The organism is Actinomyces sp. 432, from assembly GCF_009930875.1.
Lineage (GTDB): Bacteria > Actinomycetota > Actinomycetes > Actinomycetales > Actinomycetaceae > Actinomyces.
Genome location: NZ_CP025249.1, coordinates 59,597 through 79,819 on the forward strand (window position 1 = coordinate 59,597; position 20,223 = coordinate 79,819).

Annotated in this window: 19 protein-coding genes and 2 pseudogenes; 1 reads left to right on the forward strand and 20 read right to left on the reverse strand. The window is 68.7% G+C overall.

Annotated features, from left to right (window positions below):
• Positions 1 to 39 precede the first annotated feature (39 nt).
• From CWT12_RS00270 to CWT12_RS00320, 11 genes and pseudogenes are all read right to left on the reverse strand, one after another.
• Entirely contained in the window at positions 40 to 774 is a 735-nt protein-coding gene (locus CWT12_RS00270) for a polymorphic toxin type 15 domain-containing protein (RefSeq protein ID WP_161923237.1), read from the reverse strand.
• Positions 771 to 1,043 (reverse strand): T6SS immunity protein Tdi1 domain-containing protein, encoded by a 273-nt coding sequence (locus CWT12_RS13580; RefSeq protein ID WP_161923238.1) that lies wholly within the window; start codon positions 1,041 to 1,043, stop codon positions 771 to 773. The genes CWT12_RS00270 and CWT12_RS13580 overlap by 4 nt, the downstream gene beginning before the upstream one ends.
• 140 nt (positions 1,044 to 1,183) lie before the next feature.
• Positions 1,184 to 1,627 (reverse strand): annotated as a pseudogene (locus CWT12_RS14590) (GAD-like domain-containing protein); the annotation flags it as partial.
• Positions 1,624 to 2,457, reverse strand: a complete 834-nt coding sequence (locus CWT12_RS00285; RefSeq protein WP_161923240.1) for a GAD-like domain-containing protein — start codon at positions 2,455 to 2,457, stop codon at positions 1,624 to 1,626. The pseudogene CWT12_RS14590 and the gene CWT12_RS00285, both read right to left, overlap by 4 nt.
• Positions 2,458 to 2,509: 52 nt before the next feature.
• Positions 2,510 to 3,655, reverse strand: coding sequence for a hypothetical protein (locus CWT12_RS00290; RefSeq protein ID WP_161923241.1), 1,146 nt, complete (start codon positions 3,653 to 3,655; stop codon positions 2,510 to 2,512).
• A complete protein-coding gene (locus CWT12_RS00295; protein ID WP_161923242.1) occupies positions 3,652 to 4,197 on the reverse strand; it encodes a hypothetical protein in 546 nt (181 codons plus the stop codon). Before CWT12_RS00295 ends, CWT12_RS00290 begins: the two co-directional genes overlap by 4 nt.
• Before the next feature lie 244 nt (positions 4,198 to 4,441).
• On the reverse strand, positions 4,442 to 5,410 hold the full coding sequence (locus tag CWT12_RS00300; protein ID WP_237564217.1) for a siderophore-interacting protein: 969 nt from the start codon (positions 5,408 to 5,410) through the stop codon (positions 4,442 to 4,444).
• A complete protein-coding gene (locus CWT12_RS00305; RefSeq protein WP_337247895.1) occupies positions 5,407 to 6,228 on the reverse strand; it encodes an ABC transporter ATP-binding protein in 822 nt (273 codons plus the stop codon). Before CWT12_RS00305 ends, CWT12_RS00300 begins: the two co-directional genes overlap by 4 nt.
• Positions 6,229 to 6,371: 143 nt before the next feature.
• Positions 6,372 to 7,499 carry a FecCD family ABC transporter permease gene (locus CWT12_RS00310; protein ID WP_237564218.1) on the reverse strand — a complete coding sequence of 376 codons (1,128 nt, stop codon included), beginning with the start codon at positions 7,497 to 7,499 and terminating at the stop codon, positions 6,372 to 6,374.
• The gene (locus tag CWT12_RS00315) at positions 7,496 to 8,593 is read right to left on the reverse strand and encodes a FecCD family ABC transporter permease (protein ID WP_237564219.1); all 1,098 of its coding nucleotides are present in this window, start codon (positions 8,591 to 8,593) and stop codon (positions 7,496 to 7,498) included. Before CWT12_RS00315 ends, CWT12_RS00310 begins: the two co-directional genes overlap by 4 nt.
• A 10-nt stretch (positions 8,594 to 8,603) precedes the next feature.
• Entirely contained in the window at positions 8,604 to 9,677 is a 1,074-nt protein-coding gene (locus CWT12_RS00320; protein ID WP_161923244.1) for an iron-siderophore ABC transporter substrate-binding protein, read from the reverse strand.
• A 314-nt stretch (positions 9,678 to 9,991) separates the two neighbouring features.
• On the opposite strand from CWT12_RS00320, the gene CWT12_RS00325 reads away from it, so the two are divergent.
• A complete protein-coding gene (locus CWT12_RS00325) occupies positions 9,992 to 10,690 on the forward strand; it encodes a sugar O-acetyltransferase (RefSeq protein WP_161923245.1) in 699 nt (232 codons plus the stop codon).
• 136 nt (positions 10,691 to 10,826) lie between these two features.
• Here the strand turns inward: CWT12_RS00325 and CWT12_RS00330 are convergent, their stop codons facing one another.
• The 9 genes and pseudogenes from CWT12_RS00330 to CWT12_RS00365 all read right to left on the reverse strand — a co-directional run bounded on the left by CWT12_RS00330 (position 10,827) and on the right by CWT12_RS00365 (position 20,017).
• Entirely contained in the window at positions 10,827 to 11,771 is a 945-nt protein-coding gene (locus CWT12_RS00330; protein WP_161923246.1) for an ROK family glucokinase, read from the reverse strand.
• Between the two features lie 181 nt (positions 11,772 to 11,952).
• A complete protein-coding gene (locus CWT12_RS00335; RefSeq protein ID WP_161923247.1) occupies positions 11,953 to 12,747 on the reverse strand; it encodes a DsbA family protein in 795 nt (264 codons plus the stop codon).
• Positions 12,748 to 12,917: 170 nt separating this feature from the next.
• Positions 12,918 to 14,312: a flotillin family protein gene (locus CWT12_RS00340; protein ID WP_161923248.1), complete on the reverse strand. Its 1,395-nt coding sequence runs from the start codon at positions 14,310 to 14,312 to the stop codon at positions 12,918 to 12,920.
• Positions 14,313 to 14,414: 102 nt separating this feature from the next.
• The gene (locus CWT12_RS00345) at positions 14,415 to 14,969 is read right to left on the reverse strand and encodes a nodulation protein NfeD (RefSeq protein WP_237564220.1); all 555 of its coding nucleotides are present in this window, start codon (positions 14,967 to 14,969) and stop codon (positions 14,415 to 14,417) included.
• Positions 14,970 to 15,116: 147 nt separating this feature from the next.
• On the reverse strand, positions 15,117 to 15,980 hold the full coding sequence (locus CWT12_RS14445) for a DUF2079 domain-containing protein (protein WP_337247896.1): 864 nt from the start codon (positions 15,978 to 15,980) through the stop codon (positions 15,117 to 15,119).
• 23 nt (positions 15,981 to 16,003) lie between these two features.
• Positions 16,004 to 16,675, reverse strand: a complete 672-nt coding sequence (locus tag CWT12_RS14450; RefSeq protein WP_337247897.1) for a DUF2079 domain-containing protein — start codon at positions 16,673 to 16,675, stop codon at positions 16,004 to 16,006.
• Between the two features lie 93 nt (positions 16,676 to 16,768).
• Entirely contained in the window at positions 16,769 to 17,512 is a 744-nt protein-coding gene (locus CWT12_RS00355; protein ID WP_161923249.1) for an SAM-dependent methyltransferase, read from the reverse strand.
• Positions 17,513 to 18,084: 572 nt separating this feature from the next.
• Positions 18,085 to 18,782, reverse strand: a pseudogene (locus tag CWT12_RS00360) (response regulator).
• Positions 18,779 to 20,017 carry a sensor histidine kinase gene (locus CWT12_RS00365; RefSeq protein WP_237564221.1) on the reverse strand — a complete coding sequence of 413 codons (1,239 nt, stop codon included), beginning with the start codon at positions 20,015 to 20,017 and terminating at the stop codon, positions 18,779 to 18,781. Before CWT12_RS00365 ends, CWT12_RS00360 begins: the two are co-directional and overlap by 4 nt.
• Positions 20,018 to 20,223: the final 206 nt, after the last annotated feature.

Consider the following 20,223-nt stretch of genomic DNA (forward strand, 5'->3'; position numbering starts at 1 on the left):
TGGCTTGGGGCGGCTCGCTGAAGCGGTCTGCTAGTGGTGTCAGCGCTCCGGTCCGTTTGTGTTGGTGGTGTTGGGGTGGTTTCGGTGCGGGGGCGTGTATCTGGGAGTGTTAATACCCAGGGTTTGGCGGATGCGGGCGGCGGTGGTCGGGTTGGTGGCGGAAGGTCGCCCTTCCCGGCGGCTGCCTGGCGCTCGGCGGCGGCGTCTATTAGTGCCGCGTTGCTGAGGTTCTGCGCTCCTAGGGACTAGGGAGGAGTTCACGCCTCTGTCCCCGGGGATTGGCGTGCCGCCCGCGTCCCGGGAGGGCTTCAGGTTGCCTCCCAGGACCTGGTCGGGGTTGTGCAGGATCGCTACCTGCCGCATAGCCTCACGCGCCCAGCGTTCCGCATCATTAGGAGACATCCGAGCGAACCGCTGACCGTAATCAACGAGTCGCTTGTAGAGGTCTCTTCGTGCTTGTCGTGTGGCTTCGTTGCCTTGTCTGCCTTGTTGTTTGAATAGGTCGCGGGCGGCCAGGTAGTCTTTGGCGGGCATTTGCGCCAGGACCTGGTATTGGCCGTCGAGCTGGAACTCGAACTCGGCGCCCTTGGTCTGTAGGTCGCGGCTGCGGCCGTTGTGGTAGACGGTGCGCACCATGGTGCGGTTGTCGCGTGCTGGTGGGGGCTGGTACTGCTTGGCGACCGCTCCGGGGTCCTCGGCGCCCAGGGCGTGGCGGAAGCCGTGCTCGTCGGGCAGGGCCATAGGGCCGGGGGCCGTGTTGCCGCTGGCCGTCATGACTCGCTCGCCTGGCTGAGTGTGGAGGTGGCGGGGTCGGCGCGGATAATCGGGGCGATCTGGTCCCAGTTGGCGCCTACGGGGTCGCTGATGGTGATGTCGCTCTGCTGTGCTTGCAGGGTCAGGTAGGTGTGGGCGTCGGTGATGCGCAGGTTGTCCACACTGATCGGTCCACCCAGGACCGGAGGAAGCACAAACCCATACACCTGGTCGGCACGGACGGGGCCCAGGCGCGTAAGCGCCTGGGGCGGCAACGCCCGCTCAGACACATCCTCAGGCTCATGGGCGTAGTTGAAGGCCTTTCCCCGAACATGACGCGTCCAGCCCGCTCACGGGCCTCTGTCTGTCCCCTTGTGTGACGGGTTAGCCGGTTGAACTCGATCTTGTTGTAAATGGGGTCAATCTGGAGACAGTCCCCGGAATATTCCCCCCACAGGAACATGTATCCCATGGCGTTGCGGGCTAGGCAGTGGAAGGTGTCGGTGAAGGGGAGTTGGTCTTGTACTGGGTTTAGCCATTCGTGTACTACTGGTGCCCAGGCGATGGGGTCGGTGATCCAGAACAGGCCGTTGCCAAAGCCCTCGAAACCCAGGCGCCGCCAGGTATACAGAATCGAGCGTGGCAAGACATCCGCGAACCGCTCGAAGTACTCCTCCGGCACGGGTGCAGCAACACCCATCGGCGCCAGGTCCATATCCTCCGGAGCGATCAGGTCCTGCTGAATACGCGCTTCGGTCAGCGCGTCCTGCTCGGCCGGGTCGGTCGGCTCGGGCACCGGCGTGAAATCCCAAAAGTCCGCGGGACCGGTCCCGCCCTGCCCGGGAGCAGTGTGCGGAGTGTCGTCGTCCATCATGAGTTTCCTTTCCGCGCTATCGGAGTCGGGTCCGGGTCGGCGCGGATAATCGGGGCGATCTGGCCCCAGTTGGTGCCTACGGGGTCGCTGATGGTGATGTCGCTCTGCTGTGCTTGCAGGGTCAGGTAGGTGTGGGCGTCGGTGATGCGCAGGTTGTCCACACTGATCGGTCCACCCAGGACCGGAGGAAGCACAAACCCATACACCTGGTCTGAGCTGACCGGACCTAGGCGCGTAAGCGCCTGGGGCGGCAATGCCCGCTCGGAGGCATCCTCAGGACCCTCAACGCTACGATCCGCGGCACCAGTGAAAGCTGTTCGTCCTTGTCGCTGGCGCGCCGCTGGGTCGTTGAAAGACTGTATGGCGAGTTGGTCGATGATCACTTCACTGTAGGTGGGGTCGATCTCGATGCTGTGGCCGGTTTGTTCGCCCCACAGGAACAGGTTGCCCATGGCGGAGCGGGCTAGGCAGTGGAAGGTGTCGGTGAAGGGGAGTTGGTCTTGTACTGGGTTTAGCCATTCGTGTACTACTGGTGCCCAGGCGATGGGGTCGGTGATCCAGAACAGGCCGTTGCCGAAGCCCTCGAACCCGAACCTCCGCCAGATGTGCAGGACCGAGCGGGGCAGGATGCCCGTGAACCGGTCGAAGTACTCCTCCGGCACGGGTGTGGCTACGCCCATGGGTGCCAGGCCGGCTCCTGTGTCCGGATCGATCAGGTCCCGGTCGATGACCTTATCGGTCAGCGCGTCCTGCTCGGCCGGGTCGGTCGGCTCGGGCACCGGCGTGAAATCCCAAAGGTCCGCTGATAGCCCTTCGCCATTGTCATTCATGCCGACTCTCCTCCCGAGTGACTAGCAAACCGTGACCTTGGTGAGACTACCATCAGCGTTCGAGGCCGCGCCCTGGCCGGGGTGATTTTGGTGTGTAGGGGCGTGGGGTGTTGACGTTGCGTAGTACGCCCTCACGGGTGGGCGACTGTCTTGACACGGCGGAGGCGGTGGAGCTCTTAGCGGTGGCTGCTTGGAGTGTGTGTGGTGGTCTGATGGCGGCGAGTACGGGGTGTGGTGCGGAGTAGGTGTGGGTGTTTCCGTCGCGGTCGGTGTGGTCGATGACGGTGGGGCCGTATTCGGTGCGGTGGGTGACTAGTAGGTCGGTGTTGGTCAGGGTGGTGCTGGTGGTGGCGAGCCGGTGGGTCGCTTGGGCGTTCTCGATGCACCGGCAGGTGCGGTTGTGGCCGGGGCCTGTGGTGAAGGTGGCGGTGACGGCTGTGGGTGGGGTGTAGCGAGCGGTGGGGTCGCCCTGGGAGCGGGGCCCGGCCCACCGGTCCCGGGCGCCCTTGAGGCACATGTGCTCGGGGGTGTCTACCGCCACGATGGTCACCTGCGTGTAGTCGGCGGCTTCCAGTTCGCGGATCAGGCGGGAGCCCTTGTTCCTTCCGATCAGGGTGCCTTCGATCTTGACGTCGAATCTCCTGCTCAGCAGGTCGTTGCGGGCGAGGTCGGCGGTGTCGGTGGACAGGGGGTGGACGAGGGTGGCCAGCTCGCCGCGGGTTATGGGGTGGCCGTCGGCCAGGGGCTCGGCGGCGTGGGTGGCGATGAGGTTGTCCCAGTGGGTGCGGGCCTGGGCCAGCAGCGCGGGGCTCACGTCCAGGCCGGGCACGGGGTTGCCCAGGAGGAGCTGCTTGATGTCGTCGGCGTCGATGGTGGTGTAGCCGTCCTCCTCCACCCCTACCTGCTTGGAGCGGGCCGGTCCTAGGACTTTGCGGGTGGTGGCGACGGCCTGGGACTTGCCGGCCCCCGGGGAGCCGGCCATGATGATCGCCCGGCCCCCGCGCGAGCCGTGGTCCCTGGCCAGGGCCAGGTAGGCGTCGGAGATAGAGTCCTGCAGCTGGTGCCAGAACGTACCCTCGGCAGGTTCTTCGGGCAGGGTATGGTCGGGTTTCAGGCGGTCGATGATGGCCTGGACCTGGGTGGCTGTGGTATCCAGAACCTCCTGGGTGTTCCCGGTGTACCGGGTTGGGGGTGTCACTGTGGCTTCCAGCCCTCATCCCAGGGCATGGGGTCGTCGGGCGGCTTGGGCATCGGATCGGTGATCGCCTTAAGCTCGGCGTACTCCTGATCGGACAGCAGACCGTCTCGGCGCAGGTTTCGTATCTCGTCCCAGGAGCCGCGCTCGTAGTCGTCGTAGTCGCGGATGCGGCCGAAGGTGTAGGGCCAGGTGCGCAGCCGGTCCATCATCTCCCGGCTGCTGATCTGCCCCAGGAAGCGCCGGAAGCCCAGCTCCTCCGGGGTCTCGGGACGCACCGGCTCCCCCCGCTCCATCTGCTGGCCCACGTGGGCCACGAACCTGGGTTCGGAGCCGGTGCGTTCAATCACCTGTTGGGGGGTCAGTCCCTGCCGCAGCAGCCGCTGAATCTCCCGATCACGATCAAACCGTGCCAGAACCTCGGCAGCGGTCTCCCGCATGTCGATACGCAGAGGACGGCTCCAGGTGTGCTGCGGCTGCCCCGGTTGCGGAGCCGGTGGCCACTGCGGCATACCAGGCTGCTCCGGTGAGACCCGGCCGCTCATAAACAATCCTCCTGACCCGGACGCTAAGGAAATCGTTACTGTGACCTTATCGACACCACCCAGGCCAGTCAACCGGGCAAGCGGTCGATGATGGCCTGGACCTGGGCGGCGGTGGCGTCTACAACCTCAGGCGCCGGGGTGTTCCCGGCGGTGGTCTGGGGTGTCACTGGGGCTTCCAGCCCTCCTCCCACGGCAGGGGATCCCGCGGCGGCTAGTCGCGGACGGGACGGAAGGCTGCTCGACCTCAGCCCTCGGCCCGGCCTTGGCGCCAGTAGCCCATGAAGGCTACCGCCCGCCGGTTCAGGCCCCGCTCGGAGACCAGGTGGCGGCGCAGGGCGCACACGGCACTTGCTTCTCCGGCCAGCCATGCGTACACGTCCGCCCGCATGAGGGCGGCCCCGCCGCGCGCGGTGCGCGGAACCTCCCACAGCAGTTCCCGGTCGACGTCGATCGTCTTGACCTCCTGTGGCTGTCCCTCCGGGATGAGCTCGGCCGCCGCCCGTCTCACACCCGCTACGAGCCTTTCTCCATGCGGGCCCCCGTCACGGGCAAGCGCGCGCACCTCGATACCCGGATGCGTCGGCAGGTAGGCGACATCGGCCGCCGCAGGCAGCTCGACTACGGTGATGCCTCGCGCGGACGCGGGCAGCTGCTCCAGAATCCTGGCGATCGCCGGGGCCGCCGTCTCATCCCCGCCGATCAGGAACCTGCCGGTGACGGCCGGAGGCAAGAAGTCCACCCCGCCGGGAGGCGTGCCGGCCGGCTGCGCGCTCAGCCAGGCCCGCGAGGGCCCCAGCAGCACCGCCGACGCACCCGGGCGGGCGCTCCCCAGCCAGCGGGCCGCCGGGCCCAGCGGCGCGTGCACCACCATGTCGACGTCAACCTCGGCCCCGGTGGATGTACCGGAGAGGCTTGCGTCCCGGTCCCTCGCGAGTCGCACGCTGCGCGTGGTGTAGGTGCGCAGCGCCGGGCGCCGGTTGGTCGGCAGAGCCCGCCAGTGGTCGTACCAGTCCGCCCCCGTCGGCAGGTGCGCGTAACCCCCGTCCGCAGCTGGCAGCACCAGCTTGATCCGCTGGTCCCAGCCGGGATCGCCGAAGTCCTCCAGCTCGTCCCCGGTGAAGGTCACCCGCCGCAGGTGCGGGGTGACATCCATAATCCGCTCCACCCGCACCGGGAAGAACCGGAACGGGACCGGACTCGTCGCGGTGCTCACGACGCCGCCTCCGCGTCCGCTGCGCCGACCACGTGGTGGCGTCCCTTGGGCAGCACCAGCGGCGTGGCCGAGACCGGATCGGTGATCACCTCGGCGTCCAGGCCGAATACCTCCCGCATCAGAGCCGGACTCACAACCTGCTCCGGCGTCCCCGCGGCCACTACCCGTCCTTCCCGCATGGCGATCACGTGATCGGCGTAGCGGGCGGCCAGGTTGATGTCATGCAGCACCATGACGATGGTGGTGCCGCGCTCCCGGTTCAGGTCGGTGAGCAGGTCCAGCACCTCCACCTGGTGGGTCAGGTCCAGGAAGGTGGTGGGCTCGTCCAGCAGCAACACGTCGGTGCGCTGGGCCAGCGCCATGGCGATCCACACCCGCTGCCGCTGCCCGCCCGAGAGCTCATCCACGCTCCGGTCGGCCAGCTGCGCGGTGCGGGTGGCCGCCAGCGCCTCCTCCACGATGAGCCGGTCCGTAGCGGAGGCGGAGCGGAACAGCCCCTGGTGCGGGTGCCGGGCCCGCCCCACCAGGTCGGCGACCACGATCCCCTCCGGCGCGATCGGCTGCTGCGGCAGCAGCCCGAGCCGGGTGGCAAGGCGCTTGGTCGGAATCGTGGTGACATCCCGGCCGTCAAGCAGCACCGAACCGGACATCGGCGCCAGAATCCGCGCCATGGTCTTCAACAGGGTCGACTTGCCGCAGGCATTCGCCCCCACGATCACCGTGATCGCGCCGGTGGGGAGGTTCAGGTCCACGCCGTCGACGACGGTGCGGTGCCCGTACCCGGAGCGCAGCTCCCGCGTGGAAAGGGCGCGCGGCACGGCCCGACTCGGTTCGGCGGCGCCTAGAGGCGCTGTCGCCACCGAGCTGGCTGTTTCCGTGCCGACGACTGCCGCCGAATCGCCTTCAGCGGCTGCGCTCCCGGCGACGGCTGCATGCGCGAGAGCTTGAGCATCCGCTGCACTCATGCGGCTGCCCCCTCCTGATTGAGACGGACTACTTGAAGCAGCAGATACGGTGCCCCAACGATCCCGGTTACCACCCCGACCGGAAGCGCCGTCGGGAAAAAATACTGACCTGCCAGGTCCGCTCCCAGCACGATTGCCGCTCCCATAAGCGCCGACGGCGCCAGCAGTGCCCGATCAGTGCGGCCCACCAGGCGGGCGGTGACCGGTCCGGCCAGGAAAGCCACGAAGGCAATCGGGCCGGTGGCCGCCGTCGCGCAGGCCGCCAGCGCCACCATGGACAGCAGGAGCACCAGCCGGGTGCGGCCAACCGCTACCCCCAAGGCGGTGGCCATCTCCTCGCCCAGTGACAGGGTCGTCAGGTCCCTGCCCATCCACAGCAGCACCCCGCCCAGGATGACGACGGCGCCGGCCAGAAGCGGCACCTGCTCCCAGCTCGCACCGGCCAGCGACCCCGACAGCCAGCGCACGGCGTCGGCGACGTTGTAGATGGAGGCCTTAAGCTGCATGTAGGAAATCAGCGAGGAGAACATGGCCGAGACCCCGATGCCGATCAGGATCAGGCGCCCGCCCTGCGGGCTGCCCGCCCCTGACAGCAGGTAGATGACCAAGGCCGTGCCCAGGCCACAGCCCAGAGACAGCAGGTTCACGCGCATGCCGGACCAGCCCAGCACCAGGATCGCGAACACCGCCGCCGTCGACGCTCCGGAGGTGATGCCGATGATGTCCGGACTGGCCAGCTGATTGCGCAGCATCGTCTGCGAGGTGCGGCCGGCCATCCCGAAGGCCGCGCCCGCCAGCAGCCCCAGCAGGGCGCGCGGCAGCCGCAACTGGCCGACGGCGAAGGAAGCCCCCGGCACCTGGCGGCCCGCGATTACGGCGATCACGTCGGCGGGGGAGTACCAGGTGGGGCCGGACAGCACCGTCAGCCACCACAGTGCCGCCACCAGCAGCGCCAGTGCGGCCGTGACCGCCAGGTAGCGGCGGTGACGACGGCGTCGGCCAGGTGCGGTGAACCCGGGGGCCTGGGCGTCTGGGGGGAAGCCGGGTATGGGGCGGGCGGTAGCCGCTCCCGGAGCATCCCTCGCTGCGGAGGGCGCGGACGCCGTACCGGCGGGGGCACTCACAGCTCACGCACCTTTGCACTGCGGGCAATCGCGATGAGTACCGGGGCACCCACAAAGGCGGTCACCACGCCCACGCTCACCTCGCTCGGACGGGCGATCACCCGCCCCACTACGTCAGCGAAGGTCAGCAGCGCCGCCCCGCCCAGGGCCGACAGCGGCAGCAGCCAGCGGTTATCGGGACCGACGAGCATCCGCACGGTGTGCGGCACCATCAGCCCGACGAAGCTGATCGGGCCGACCAGCGCCGTCGTCGTCGCACAGGCGATCACGCCCGCGGCCGCGGCCAGCAGGCGGGTGCGCCCAACCTTCACCCCTAGGCCCACGGCCATCTCCTCACCCAGCGCCAGGGAGTTAAGCGGCCGGGCGACGACGGCAGCCAGGGCGGCGGCGAGCAGGAGCAGCGGCGCGACTGTTGCCAGCGCCGCCCACGTGCCCCGGCCCAGGGAGCCGACCTGCCAGAAGCGGAAGTCGGTCAGCCCCTCGGCCCGCGGCAGCAGGATCGCACTGATCAGGCAGGACAGGGCCGCGCTCGTGGCCACCCCGGCCAGGGCCAGCTTGACCGGCGTGGCACCGCCGGGGCCGAGCGACCCGATGGCGTAAACGAAGACGGCGGTCGCCCCCGCGCCGGCCATCGCCACCCACAGGTACTCCCACAGGGAGGAGATATGAGCGAAGGCGATGGCGACGACGATCGCCAGTGACGCCCCGGTATTGATGCCGAGGATGCCCGGATCGGCAATCGGGTTGCGGGTGACTGCCTGCATGAGCGCCCCTGAGGTCCCCAGCGCCGCGCCCGCGACCACGGCGGTGGCGGTGCGCGGCACCCGCTCGGCCACCGCCAGCGCACCGAGGGACTCACCGCGCCCGGCCAGACCGCTGAGGATCTCGTCAATGCCCACCACGCGCGCGCCGAAGGCGATCGAGCAGACGACCGCGAGCGCCAGCAGGATGAGGAGGAGGCCGAGGGCCGCGAGCGGCCGACGGGCGTGACCTCGTCGGGACGACCGGGCCTGCGCCGGCCCGGCGGGAGAGTCGGGTGCGGTAATCGGCGGTGGCCCAGGACGGGACGGGGCGAGCTGGCTATGGGCGGTCACTGGTGTTCGCTCAGGCTCGGGCGGCGTCTGCCTTGTCAGCGGCGGCGGCGATCAGAGCGACGTAGTCCTTGATGCCCCACGGGATGGACAGTGGGCCGGGGTTGGTGGATGCCGACAGCGGGGTGCCGTTGCCGACGAACGCGACCGCGCCGTTCTTGATCGCCGGGATGGTGCCCACCAGGGGGTCGGCCTGCAGTGCGGCCAGGTCGGACTCCTCCCCGTACATGATCATCACGTCCACGTCCGCCACCTGGTCCGCGTTCTCGCTGGAGACGTCAGTGTAGAAGATCTCCGGGTCGGCGTCGGAGACGGTTTGCACGGATGCTGGGATGGTCATGCCCAGGTCGGTCATGAAGGCGGTGCGCGGGTCGGCGGTGGTGTAGAAGCCGATCGTGGAGGTGTCGGACTCACTCAAGTAGAAGAAGGCCGCCGACTTGCCGGCGATCTGCGGGTGCTGGCCGACGGCGTCGGCGATTTGCTGCTCCAGGTCGGTGACCAGGGCCTCGCCCTGCTCACTCATGCCCATGGCCTGGGAGTCCAGGCGGATCATCTCCCGCCACTTGGTCCCCCAGGGCACTCCCGGGTAGGCGATGGTGGGGGCGATCTTCGTGAGGGTGTCGTACTCCTCCTGGCTGAGGCCGGAGTAGGCGGCCAGGATGACGTCGGGAGCGGTCTCGGCGATAGCCTCGAAGTCGTAGCCGTCGGTGTCGTCGAACAGGGCCGGCTCAGCGGCGCCCGCGGCCACCAGCTCGTCTACCTTCTGCTTAGTCCACTCCAGCATGCCGGAGCCGTCCGCTACGCCCCATTCCTGGCGCGACAGGCCGGCGGGCATGACGTCCAGGGCCAGGGCGACGTCGTGGTTGCCCCAGGCGATCGCGGTGAAGCGGGAGGCGCCGGCGGGGATGGTGGTGGTGCCGAAGGCGTGCTCGACGGTGATCTCCTGCGTCGTGGCTGTGGCGCCGTCGTTGGATGCAACATCGGCGGGCGCGGACGCGGGGGTTGAGTCGGAGCCGCAGGCGGCCAGGAACGCGGCGGCGGGAACGGCCAGGCCGCCCAGCAGGAAGGACTTACGGTTTATGGTCACAGCGGTTTGCTCTCAGTCGCGGGCAAGTGAACAGCTAGAACACTAGCTGAGGTGAGGCTGACCTCATAGACGGGTTGGCGTGCGATGCCCCACGCCGCTCGTCCAGGCCGGGCGAGACCGGCGGGAGGCAGGTACCAGCGCCGGGGACGACCAGCCCGCAGGCCGGGTAGGACTCGGTTGCCGGGAACGGCGGGACCCGTACCTGCGGTGCTCGCGAACCTGGCCCATCCACCGAGCCGATCGCCTACGTTTACTCGGGAGGATGCCACGCAGCCACGTAGGCCCGCATCCACCCGAGACGCGAAGGAGCGAATATGAGTCCGCAAGGCAACAATGGTCCGGGCGAGGACACCGCAATCGACCCCCGCGAGGCGGAGGTGCGGCGGCGTATGGCCGCCCAGGAGCTGTACCTTGACGAGGGCCCGGGACTGGAGGCGCTGACCGAGCAGCGCATCCACGGCAAGGAGCTGGCCGCCGCCTACAACGCCACCTCCCCGCGCGACGCAGCCGGGCGCCGTCGCCTCTTGGAGGAGATCTTCGGCGAGATCGGTGAATACGTGTGGGTGGAGCCGCCGCTGCACGTCGCCTATGGCATCCATACCCGTGTGGGCTCCCCCGTGTACGCCAACGCGGGCCTGCAGATAATCGACGACTCCCCGGTGACCATCGGCAACCGGGTGATGTTCGGGCCGCGCGTGATGATCGCTACGGCCGGTCATCCCATCCATCCGCAGGCGCGCGATCACGGTCAGCAGTTCTCCGCCCCGGTGGTGATTGAGGACGACGTGTGGATCGGCGGGAACGTGACGATCCTGCCGGGCGTGACCATTGGCAGTGGCTCGGTGGTCGCCGCAGGCGCCGTCGTGAACGCCAATGTGCCGCCCATGGTGGTGGCCGGCGGCGTGCCCGCTCGGGTGCTACGCGAAATCACCGACGCCGACCGTGACTGGTCCTACCGGGCGCCGCGTACGCTGCCGGTGCCCGGCAGGCAGTCAGGGGACGATCGCGCCTGAGGCGCCCGGCGCACGAAGTCCTGTCTCGCGCACCACTTCCGCTCTCACGTACGCGTTTCAGAGCTGGCCGACTGCCAGAACCGGGGCAACCTCCAAAACGCGTACGTGTGGCGGGAACGCGTACGTCAGAGGCGGATCAGTCCTGGCGGGCGAGGTCGGCGGCGCCGATGAGCCCAGCCTCCTGGCCCGAGGAGGAGATGACGATCGGAATCTCGGGGCGGTGGGCGCGCGCCGTCAGGTGCTCGGCGAAGCTCTTGCGGACCGGGTTCAGCAGGATGTCGCCGGCCTCGGTCAGGCCGCCGGCCAGCACAACGACCTCGGGGTCGAGCACGGCGCACAGGTCGGCCAGTCCCAGGCCGAGCGCGCTGCCCAGGTGGGCATAGCACTCCAGGGCGGCCGGGTCGCCCTCGCGGGCGGCGGCCGTGACGGCCTTGCCGGATATCCTGTTCTGGTCGCCGCCGGAGAGCTCAATGATGCGGGCGGCGTAGTCGGGGCGGAACTTGGCCAGCTCCCAGCCGTTGACGCCCAGCGCAGTGCCGGAGGCGTAGCGCTCCAGGCACCCGCGCTGGCCGCAGCCGCAGGGGCGCCCGTCCGGGACGACGTTGATGTGGCCGATCTCCGCGGCGAATCCAGCGGCGCCGCGCACGAGGTGGCCGTCGATGATGACGGCGCCGCCGACGCCCGTTCCCAGCGTCACCACCAGCACGTTCTTGGCGCCCTCGCCGCCACCGAAGCGGGCCTCGGCCCAGCCGGCCGCATTGGCGTCATTCTCAACGACTACCTTCTTGCCTGTGCGGGCGGAGATCTCATCGGCGATGCGAGCGCCGGTCCAGTCCAGGTTGGTGCCGTAGACCATGGTGTTGCGATCGGAGGAGGTGAAGCCCGCGGCTCCCACGCCGATGGCCTCGACGTCGTAGCGTGAGGCGAGCTCGTTGGCTACTTCCGCGATGGTGGTGAAAATGGCTTCGCGGCTGGTGGCGGGGGAGTCGCGCCGTACGGTCGCCAGTACAGTGCCGTCCTCGTCGACGACGCCTGCGGCGATCTTCGTTCCACCGACATCCACACCGATGCTCAGTGCCATGGCTGTTCTCCTTGTTTTTGCTGCGTTTTGGTGCCTAACCGCCGCGCGAGGGCGTCGGTGCCCCCAGTGGTTGCCGACTCGCGCCGACCTCGCGGGGATCTACGGCCCTATTGTTGCAGCTGTGATGGGGCAGGCCAACCTCCGGCGGCGCCGGCATCGGCACGCCCCGGGCGCAAGCCCCTCACTCGGCTGCAGCGGCCTGCTCGAGGATGGTGGCTCGGATATAGTCCGCGGGCACGTAGCCGGAGATAAAGGCGTCGTTGACGATGAAGAAGGGAGTGCCGGTGATGCCCAGGTCGTAGGCGTGCTGCTTGGCGTCGTCGACCGCCTGCACGGTCTGCGCGGCGGTCATGTCGGAGCGGAACTGCCCCAGGTCGGGCACGCCCGCCTGCTTGGCGAAGGCGACCAGGGAGTCCTCGGTGTACTCGGGGTGCTCAGTCGGGTCGGTGGCGGCGTATACGGCGTCGTGGAACTCCCAGAACTTTCCCTGCTTTCCGGCGGCGAGGCCGGCCTGCGCAGCCAGCGGGGACGTCGCAGTGATCTGGGCGAGGTCGCGCCACTCCACGCGCAGGGTACCGTCCTCAACCAGGTCCTCCAGCGCAGGGTCCACCTCTTGCGCGAACTGGGTGCAGTACGGGCAGGCGAAGTCGGAGTAGACCACCATCACCACTGGGGCGTCGACGTCGCCCTTGGCCTGGACGTCACCGGGGTCACGCCTGACTTCCCCGTGCAAGATCGCCAGCAGGTCGGGGTCGGTCTGCGAGGGCGCGGCGGCCTGGGCCGTCGTCGTCTGCGCCGTATCGGCTGCCGAAGCCTCCCCAGTCGCCGACGCGCCTGCGCCGGACCGGTCGGGCCGCATCGCCAGGATGATCGCAATCACTGCGAGCAGGATCGCAATCACGATGAGCAGGGAGACGATGACCGGATTGCTGCGGGTCCGCTGGCCGGATGCGGTACCGCCGGTGAGTGACGTCATGAGGGCAGTCTTTCAGAGCCGACGGCGACGCCGCTTGCCGCCGGGCCCTTCAAGAGCTCGCGTTAGGCGGCATCTCGGTAAAGGGCACGGCTGGCTGAGCGGCGTCGGCCGCCATATCGACCGACCGGCACGTAACGTCTACCGACCTCGGCGCAGGGGGTGGTGAGTGGTCAGGCCCCCGCGGAGTCGTCGCCGTCGGAGGAGGCGAAGCGCTGCATCATGTCGGTCAGGCTGGTGCCCGTCAGCGAGCGCATGACGGCATCGAGCTGCTCGACGTTGCCGGCCACCGCCTTGGGCAGCGCGGAGGCGCCCTCGGTGGAGATGATCGACATGTCCTTGACGCTGCCCAGCGGCTCGGCCAGGGCGCGGGCGATCTCCGGCGCCTTGTCCAGGATCATCTGCTGGGTGGCGGCCCGCCCGTACTTGGCCAGGGCGTCGGCCTTGTCGCTCATGGCCTTCGCCTCCGCCTCACCGGCGGCGCGCACGGCCTCGGCCTCGGCGCGACCGCGGGCGGCGATGGCCTCGGCCTCGGCCTGCGCCTGCGCGGCGGTGGCGCGGGCCTGCGCCTCTGCCCGGGCGACGGTGGCCTGCGCCTGCGCCTCGGCGTCCAGCCGGGTGCGCTCGGCCTCGGCCTCGGCACGGCGAATCGACTCCGCCTTGGCGGCCTCGGCCTCCTGCTCGCGCTGGTAGCGGGCGGCGTCGGCGGGCTTGCGCACGGTGGAGTCCAGCTCACGCTCGGTCAGGGCGGCCTTGGCCTCGGCGGCCTCCTGCTCGATGACGGCGATCTCCCGCTTCTTGGCGGCGCGGGCCAGCGGGCCGGCGGAGTCGGCCTCCGCCTGCGCCTTGTCGGTCTCCGCCTTGAGCTGGGCCTGGCGCAGCGCCAGGTCGCGCTCGCGCTCGGCGATCTGCTGGCGCGAGGACACCTCGGCGTCCTTGGCCTCCCGCTCGGCGTTGGCGCGCGCCACGCGGGCATCCTTAGCCACTCGCTGCTGCTCGGGCACGCCCAGGGAGTCGATGTAGCCGGAGGCGTCGGTGATCTCCGAGATCTGCAGCACATCGATCTCCAGGCCCATGTTGGCCATAACGGACTTGGCGTCGTCGAACACGTTCTGCTGAAGGGCGTCGCGGTCGGAGATCAGGTCGGTGACCGTCATGTGGCCGATGATGGAGCGCAGCGAGCCGATCAGGGCGTCACGGGAGGAGTCGGCGATCGCCTGGTCCGTGTTCGGCTTGCCCAGGAAGCGCTTGGCGGCGGCCCGCACCTGCTGGTCGGAGTCGCCGACCTTCACGGCGGCGACGGCGGAGACGGAGACGTTGATCTTGTTCTCGTCCTCGGCGGTTACCTGGAAGCCGATGGTGTTCTGGGTGAAGGGCAGGTACTGGATGGACTGGATGATCGGCAGGACGAAGTCGCGCCCACCGGGGCGGATGATCTTGACCTCGCCGTTGCGAGTGGATCCGGAGACCAGGCCCGTCAGGTTGGAGGGCACGACGACGACTCGGGAGAGCATGTAGGTTCCCAGCAGAATCGCCAGGACGATGACGGCAATGATGGCGTAGAGCATTCAGCCTGCTTTCGTTGATTCTTGTGGTTGCTTTGGCTTTGGAGGACGAGGCGTGGCGGTCGGGGCGGCGGACGGTTGCCCCACGGCGTCCGGCCGCTGCGGCTATCCGGCGGGAGCAGGCGGACGATTCACGGGACGTGAGGTCGGCTCGGTGGGGGCGGGTGGGTCTATCCGCCCGACGACGAGTGTGTCATCCGCGGTCGTGTCCACTACCCAGGCGACGGCGCCGGTCCGCAGGACGTCGTCGGAGCGCGCGGGCAGGGTCGCCTGATGCCCGCGGGAGGTGGCCATGACCTCGCCGCGGCCGTCCTTCCACCACACCACCTGCACTTCACTGCCAACCAGCTCTCCGACCGTCAGGGGGGTGGCGTTGCGCGGCATGGAGCGGCGCAGTCGCCGCCACACGGCGCGCGTGACCGCCCCGGCGACGACGGCGAGTCCCAGCGGGACGCCGATCAGCACCGGCGTGGACAACCGCTCGCCGGCCAGTGCCTGCACGCCCATGCCGACGGCGCCGAACACGCCCAGAGCACAGGCGAGCACCGGCAGGGAGCCGTCGAACAGCAGGTCGTCCAGGCCGTCGAAAAGGCCGTCGAGCAGTAGCGAGAGCGCCAGGGCACCGCAGCCGAGGACGGCGCACCACATGAACAGGGACATGTCCGCCTCTCCGGGCCGGTATGGCCGCTCGACTACCGCGTTGCTTACGCCCGGATTGTTACATAGCGGGAGGTTATGGGGAATGCCCGTCCCACGAGCCGGGCAGTGTGCCGATGGGGAGTTCTGCCCACCGCGCCCCGCCGGGTCTCAGGAAACCCGGCGTGCCAGCTGGTAACCGCCTTCGTCCAGCACCAACTCGTATACGGCCCCGTTTTGCGACTGGCCGGTGGCCCAGGCGGCGGCGTCCGTGGGCGGGTTGCCTCCCCAGGCGGAGGACAGGGAGTCCACGACCACGTAGTCGGTGTCGACCTCGGAGGTGCCCACCCAGTACACGGTGTGGTCGGGGACCAGGTAGGCCAGCAGGCCCAGGTCCGTCTCCACGCTGGCGCCGGCGGGTATCAGGTCCATGACCTGCGCAGCCGCCTGAGCACGGGGCGACGGGGCGCCATAGCCGGAGCGCGTTATGGACCACAGTGGCAGGTCACGGAGCGTGAGCAGGCCGGTCGCCAGTGGTAGGACGACGCCGAGGGCCGCCGCCCAGCGGGCCCACATCGGCACGGCCGACCAGCCCGGCGTCGCGTGTGGCGCCTCCGGGTCCGGTTGCTGCGTGCCCGGGGTCGGCGTGCCCGGCACTTCGGTGGCCGGTGCGTCGGGTGCTGCCTGGAGCCGGGCGACGGCGTCGAGCAGGGCACCCAGCGCAATCGGGATCAGGATCGCGTTGTAATGCCAGTTCTGCCAGCCCCAGTAGAACTCGTTGGAGGACAGGAAGCGCCAGGAGAGGGTGGGCAGCACCAGCGCCATCCAGGGGGAGGTGAGCCCAATGAGTCCCGCCGTGCCCACCAGTGCGCCGAGGGTCTGAAGCTTGACCTCGGAGGAGAGCAGCCGGGCGATGAGGCTCGTGTCCGCGCCTCCGCCCCCGGTCAGGCCGTACTCCCAGGTGCCTGAGGGACTCAGCGCCGGCAGGAGGACCAGCACTGTCACCAGGAAGGCCGCGGCGCCGAACAGGGCCACCAACACGCCCAGGCGGGCGGTGCTCAGGCGCCGCCACCAGGCCGGCCCGCGGTGCGCGGGCTGCTGCGCCGCCCCTGCCAGCCGCGCAGGGCGATGGCCAGACCCGCCATTAGCACCGTCAGCCCCAGGTCCTCCTTGATCAGGACCAGGGGGGCCAGCCACAGCGCACAGCTGCGCCAGCGCCCCTCGACGAATGCGACTGCGGCCCAGGCCAGCAGCGGCACCGCGAAGGCGATCTCGTGGAACTGGGAGGCCACTGCCCCCTGGAAGCCCCAGGAGAGCACATAGAACAGCCCCAGCACTGTTGCGGCCAGACGGCCCAGCAGGCGGGTCGCCAGTCGGGTCAGGGGCCAGGCGGAAATGGCGAGCAGCAGGTCCTGGACCACCAGGAGTGCCAGCGGGGTGGGAAACAGCCGCCACACCGGGCCCAGCAGTACCAGCAGCGGGTGGAAGTGGTCGCCCAACAGGTTGTAGCCCTCACCCTTGATCGGGACGACCGGCGCCTCCAGGCGTGAGTAGGCCTTGGCCAGCTCGGAGAAGATCGCCAGGTCCCAGCTGGGCACCTGCATGGCGCGCCACTGACCCACCGAGTAGACGATCATGGCGGCGGCCCCGACGACGACGGCCAGAGCGGCCGGAAGACCGTCAAGCAGCCGCGTGAGCGGTCGGTCAGGGCGGAGGCGGGCAGCGGTCATCAAAGCGAGCTTACCCAGGCGCCGTCGGGCGGGCGGGGATACCGGGTGATACCGGGCAGGTCGGGGTGCCCTCCGGCCGAGGGCGCGCAGCGCTCAGTGCAGCTTTACCGTGCCGAAGACGATGTTGGTGTGGTGGGGGCGCCGGGCGTCTGGGATGAAGTGGCGGTAGTCGACTGTGACGCCGGCCTCCGCGAAGTCCTGCAGGAGGTCATGCGGCGTGACCAGGAACAGGTCTGAGGTGCGGGTCTCCTTACCGCGGGCGAAGGTGACCTGCCGACGGCGGTGCGCGTGGTCGATCCGCTCGGTCAGGGTGATGCCGGGGCGGGCGGTGAAGGTGGCGTGGGCCGGTGCTTCCGGGCGCACGTGCTCGGCGGAGAGAATAAGGCGGCCACCGGGCGCCAGGTGGGCGGCGGCCAGGCGGATGGTTGCGCGGCGCTGATCCGGGCCCAGGGCGGTGATCGACCCGGCTGATATGCACACGGCCTTGAAAGGCTCGTCGAAGAGGAAGTCCGTCATGTCGGCCCGGCGCACTTCAACGCGTGAGGCCAGACTAGCGCGGGTGGGCTGTAGGTCATGCAGACGCGCGGACAGCAGGTCGAGTGCTTCCCGCTGGGAGTCCGTGGCCAGTACGCGGTGGCCGGCGGCGGCCATCGGCAAAGTGACAGGCCCGACGCCGCACGCCAGCTCCAGCACGCGCAGCTCGGCCAACTCCGGTTCTTGAATGAAGGAGAGCAGATCCAGAACGGATTGGATCTCCGTCTCGTCGCACAGGGAGAGCAGCGGCGTGCGGGCGTCGCTGTGACGGGTGCGGTCATCGGTGAGGGGCAGTGCGGTCATCGCGCCTCACCGGTCCCGCGGTGGCGGTTGCCGTCGCGGCCGCCAATGTGTGCGGAGGTTGAGCCCGTTAGGCCGCGTGTTGACCGGCTGGCGCTGTGATTCATGTGGTTGCTCCGGGGATCGGTTTGAGGATCGACGCGTTAGTGGTGCGCCGACGGTGAGTTCGGGCGTGATCGGGATGACCCTGGCCCGGGCGGTTGCTAGTGACGTCAGGTATTCCACTCCCGTCGGGAGCGAAGCCAATCGGCCGATTGGGGGGATCGATAGGCGGAGAGCGGGCGTTTGGGGGGAAGGTCGGGGCAGAAAACAGCGGCGGCGTGTGCCCGGAACCGTTCCGGGCACACGCCGCCGCCGTGATTCGCTCGGGTCACCCCCAGCCCCACTTTCGATAGCCGAGGAATACGATCCAGGGGTTGTATGCGGCGTAGACGCCTGCGGTGTCGATGAGGCCCATAATTCGGATCCAATCTGTTAACGGGCTGTAGTTGATGAGTCGCTAAGGACGGGTTCTATGCTTACCCATTTCATGGCGGACGGTATCGCCCAAATGGCTAGGCCGATTGGGGGAGTCTCTAGACCAGGCCCGCACGCAGGGCGTAGACGACGGCCCCGACGCGGTCCTGCACACCCAGCTTGGCGATCAGGGCGGAGACGTGCGTCTTGACGGTCGCATCGCTTACGCCCAGGGCGCGAGCGATCTGCTTATTGGTCTTGGCCTCCACCATAAGGGTCAGCACCTCGACCTCCCTGGGGGAGAGCGTGATCCCCGGGGCAGGGTCTTGGCCGTGGTCTGAGGCTGAGATGGTGCTGTGGAAGCCGATGCAGCTGCCGTGCTTCGTTCGGGCCTGCCGGTGATGATGGACGAGGAGCTTGGTGAGAGCACCATGTTGCCTGCGGCGACGTGCCGGATGGTGGCGGCCAGTGTCTCCACCGGGTCCTCCTTGGCGATGAAGCCGCGTACGCCGGCGGCGAGGGCCCGGTCCATCACCGAGTCGGCTACGAAGGTGGTCAGTACGAGTATGGCGATCTCGGGGCGCTCGCGGTGCACGATATTCGCTAGCGCGATGCCGTCCAGACGTGGCATCTGCACGTCCACCAACAGCACTTGCACCTGAGCATCGGGTGTGTCGGAGCGCAGGATGTCGAGGGCATCCTGTCCGTCTCCGGCCGCCCACCTGACGTGGATGTCGTCACTGGCCGCGTTGGTGAGCAGATCGGTGAGGGCGCGGCGCACGAGTGCGTCGTCGTCGACTATGCCGACGTGAATCATGAATTCCTCTCAGGGGCGGTGGGTATGGGGTGGAAGTCGGCGAGGGGAACGGTGGCGGTGACCATCCAGGAACCGTTGTCGGACAGCGTGGTCAGGGTGCCTCCGATGGCTGCGAGGCGCTCGCGCATGCCCAGGATTCCGGTGCCCGAACGCGGGAGGTGCGCACTGGTGTCGCGAACCCGGTTGGTGGATACCAGTCGGATCACCTCTGGGCCCAGTGAGAGCGTCATGGTGACGGGGGCGTGGGGATCGCCGTGGCGGATGATGTTGGCGCCCATCTCCCGAGCCACCCGGGACAGGGTGCTGGCTTGAATCCGGGTGGGGACGGCATCACCCAGGTGCCGGTAGGTAATGTCGAATCCGGCTGCGGACACGTCCGCGCTGATCGCGCCGACGGCGGTGCTCAAGTCGCTGACCGCATTCCCCAGGCCGGTGGTCGTAGAAATGGACTGCTCTTGCTCCGAGGCGGGGCTGCGCAGAGTACGCAGCAGCAGGCGCAGCTCGTGAAGCGCATCTGAGGCGGTTGCCTCAATGGCGGTGAACTCATGGCGGGCGTGGTCCGAGTAAGAGGCATCGGCGGCGGCCCGCTGGGCGCGCAGGGCGGTCTGGGACATGGAGTAGGCCACGAGGTCGTGCATCTCCCGGGCGATCTCCAGGCGCATCTCCTCCAGCTGGGCATCCGCCTGCTCGGCGTCGGCCAGGCGGGATGCCTCAATGAAACGCACCAGCGCGCCTAGCGGAACCAGCAGGGCGCCCATAAGCGCTGTGTACCACAGTGTTCCTAGGCTATTTCCCATTTGGTTTCCCGGCGCGCTCAGCGACATCAGTAGCACGGCCTCGCTGAGAAGCGTTGTGAGCAGCACCGAGAAGGCCGGCCATGGTGGGAAGAAGCGCCCCAGGAAGAACAGGAAGGCCAGGTTGCTGATGGTGATGTCGGAGAAGTTCGCGGAGGGTATCAGGAGCAACAGGAGCCAACACACCAGATACGCTAAAACGCCGGGAACGGGGTGTAGTGGGATGAGTGTTATGAGCACCATAGCGGCCACCATGAAGGCGACGTCAATGGGTTTTGGCGCCTCCCGAATGACAACCTGGTTGCCGATCAGGTTCGCCAGCCCGACGATCGCTCCAATGATGACGTACACGCGGCGGCGGGACATGGGCTCAGGGGGTTGTGCAAGCCCGCTGTACGCGCGTGCTGTCAGGGAGGCGATGGCATCGCCCAGCACCATCATGCACCCCCTCCGCCACGCAAGCTGTTATGTAGGTCACTCTAGCAATGGTTGCCGAGAGCGCCCCTGAGTCAGACATGACGGTTATGACATTAACTCTGGAGTGGGTGCGATACGGGTGAATCACGGCTGGGATCACAGTGGTATCGAGCACGTGGTTGGGCGGCGGCGTCCGTCGCCTCGGACGACTCAGCCGCGTTGGCGCGGGT

What these genes read in the sequence shown, in the direction of transcription:
- CWT12_RS00285 (WP_161923240.1), bottom strand. Translation starts at nt 2,457, where the DNA reads ATGAATGACAATGGCGAAGGGCTATCAGCGGACCTTTGGGATTTCACG.
- CWT12_RS00330 (WP_161923246.1), bottom strand. Translation starts at nt 11,771, where the DNA reads ATGGCACTGAGCATCGGTGTGGATGTCGGTGGAACGAAGATCGCCGCA.
- CWT12_RS00365 (WP_237564221.1), bottom strand. Translation starts at nt 20,017, where the DNA reads ATGATGGTGCTGGGCGATGCCATCGCCTCCCTGACAGCACGCGCGTAC.
- CWT12_RS00340 (WP_161923248.1), bottom strand. Translation starts at nt 14,312, where the DNA reads ATGCTCTACGCCATCATTGCCGTCATCGTCCTGGCGATTCTGCTGGGA.
- CWT12_RS00335 (WP_161923247.1), bottom strand. Translation starts at nt 12,747, where the DNA reads ATGACGTCACTCACCGGCGGTACCGCATCCGGCCAGCGGACCCGCAGC.
- CWT12_RS00345 (WP_237564220.1), bottom strand. Translation starts at nt 14,969, where the DNA reads ATGTCCCTGTTCATGTGGTGCGCCGTCCTCGGCTGCGGTGCCCTGGCG.
- CWT12_RS00270 (WP_161923237.1), bottom strand. Translation starts at nt 774, where the DNA reads ATGACGGCCAGCGGCAACACGGCCCCCGGCCCTATGGCCCTGCCCGAC.
- CWT12_RS00355 (WP_161923249.1), bottom strand. Translation starts at nt 17,512, where the DNA reads ATGACCGCACTGCCCCTCACCGATGACCGCACCCGTCACAGCGACGCC.
- CWT12_RS00325 (WP_161923245.1), top strand. Translation starts at nt 9,992, where the DNA reads ATGAGTCCGCAAGGCAACAATGGTCCGGGCGAGGACACCGCAATCGAC.
- CWT12_RS14450 (WP_337247897.1), bottom strand. Translation starts at nt 16,675, where the DNA reads ATGACCGCTGCCCGCCTCCGCCCTGACCGACCGCTCACGCGGCTGCTT.
- CWT12_RS00295 (WP_161923242.1), bottom strand. Translation starts at nt 4,197, where the DNA reads ATGAGCGGCCGGGTCTCACCGGAGCAGCCTGGTATGCCGCAGTGGCCA.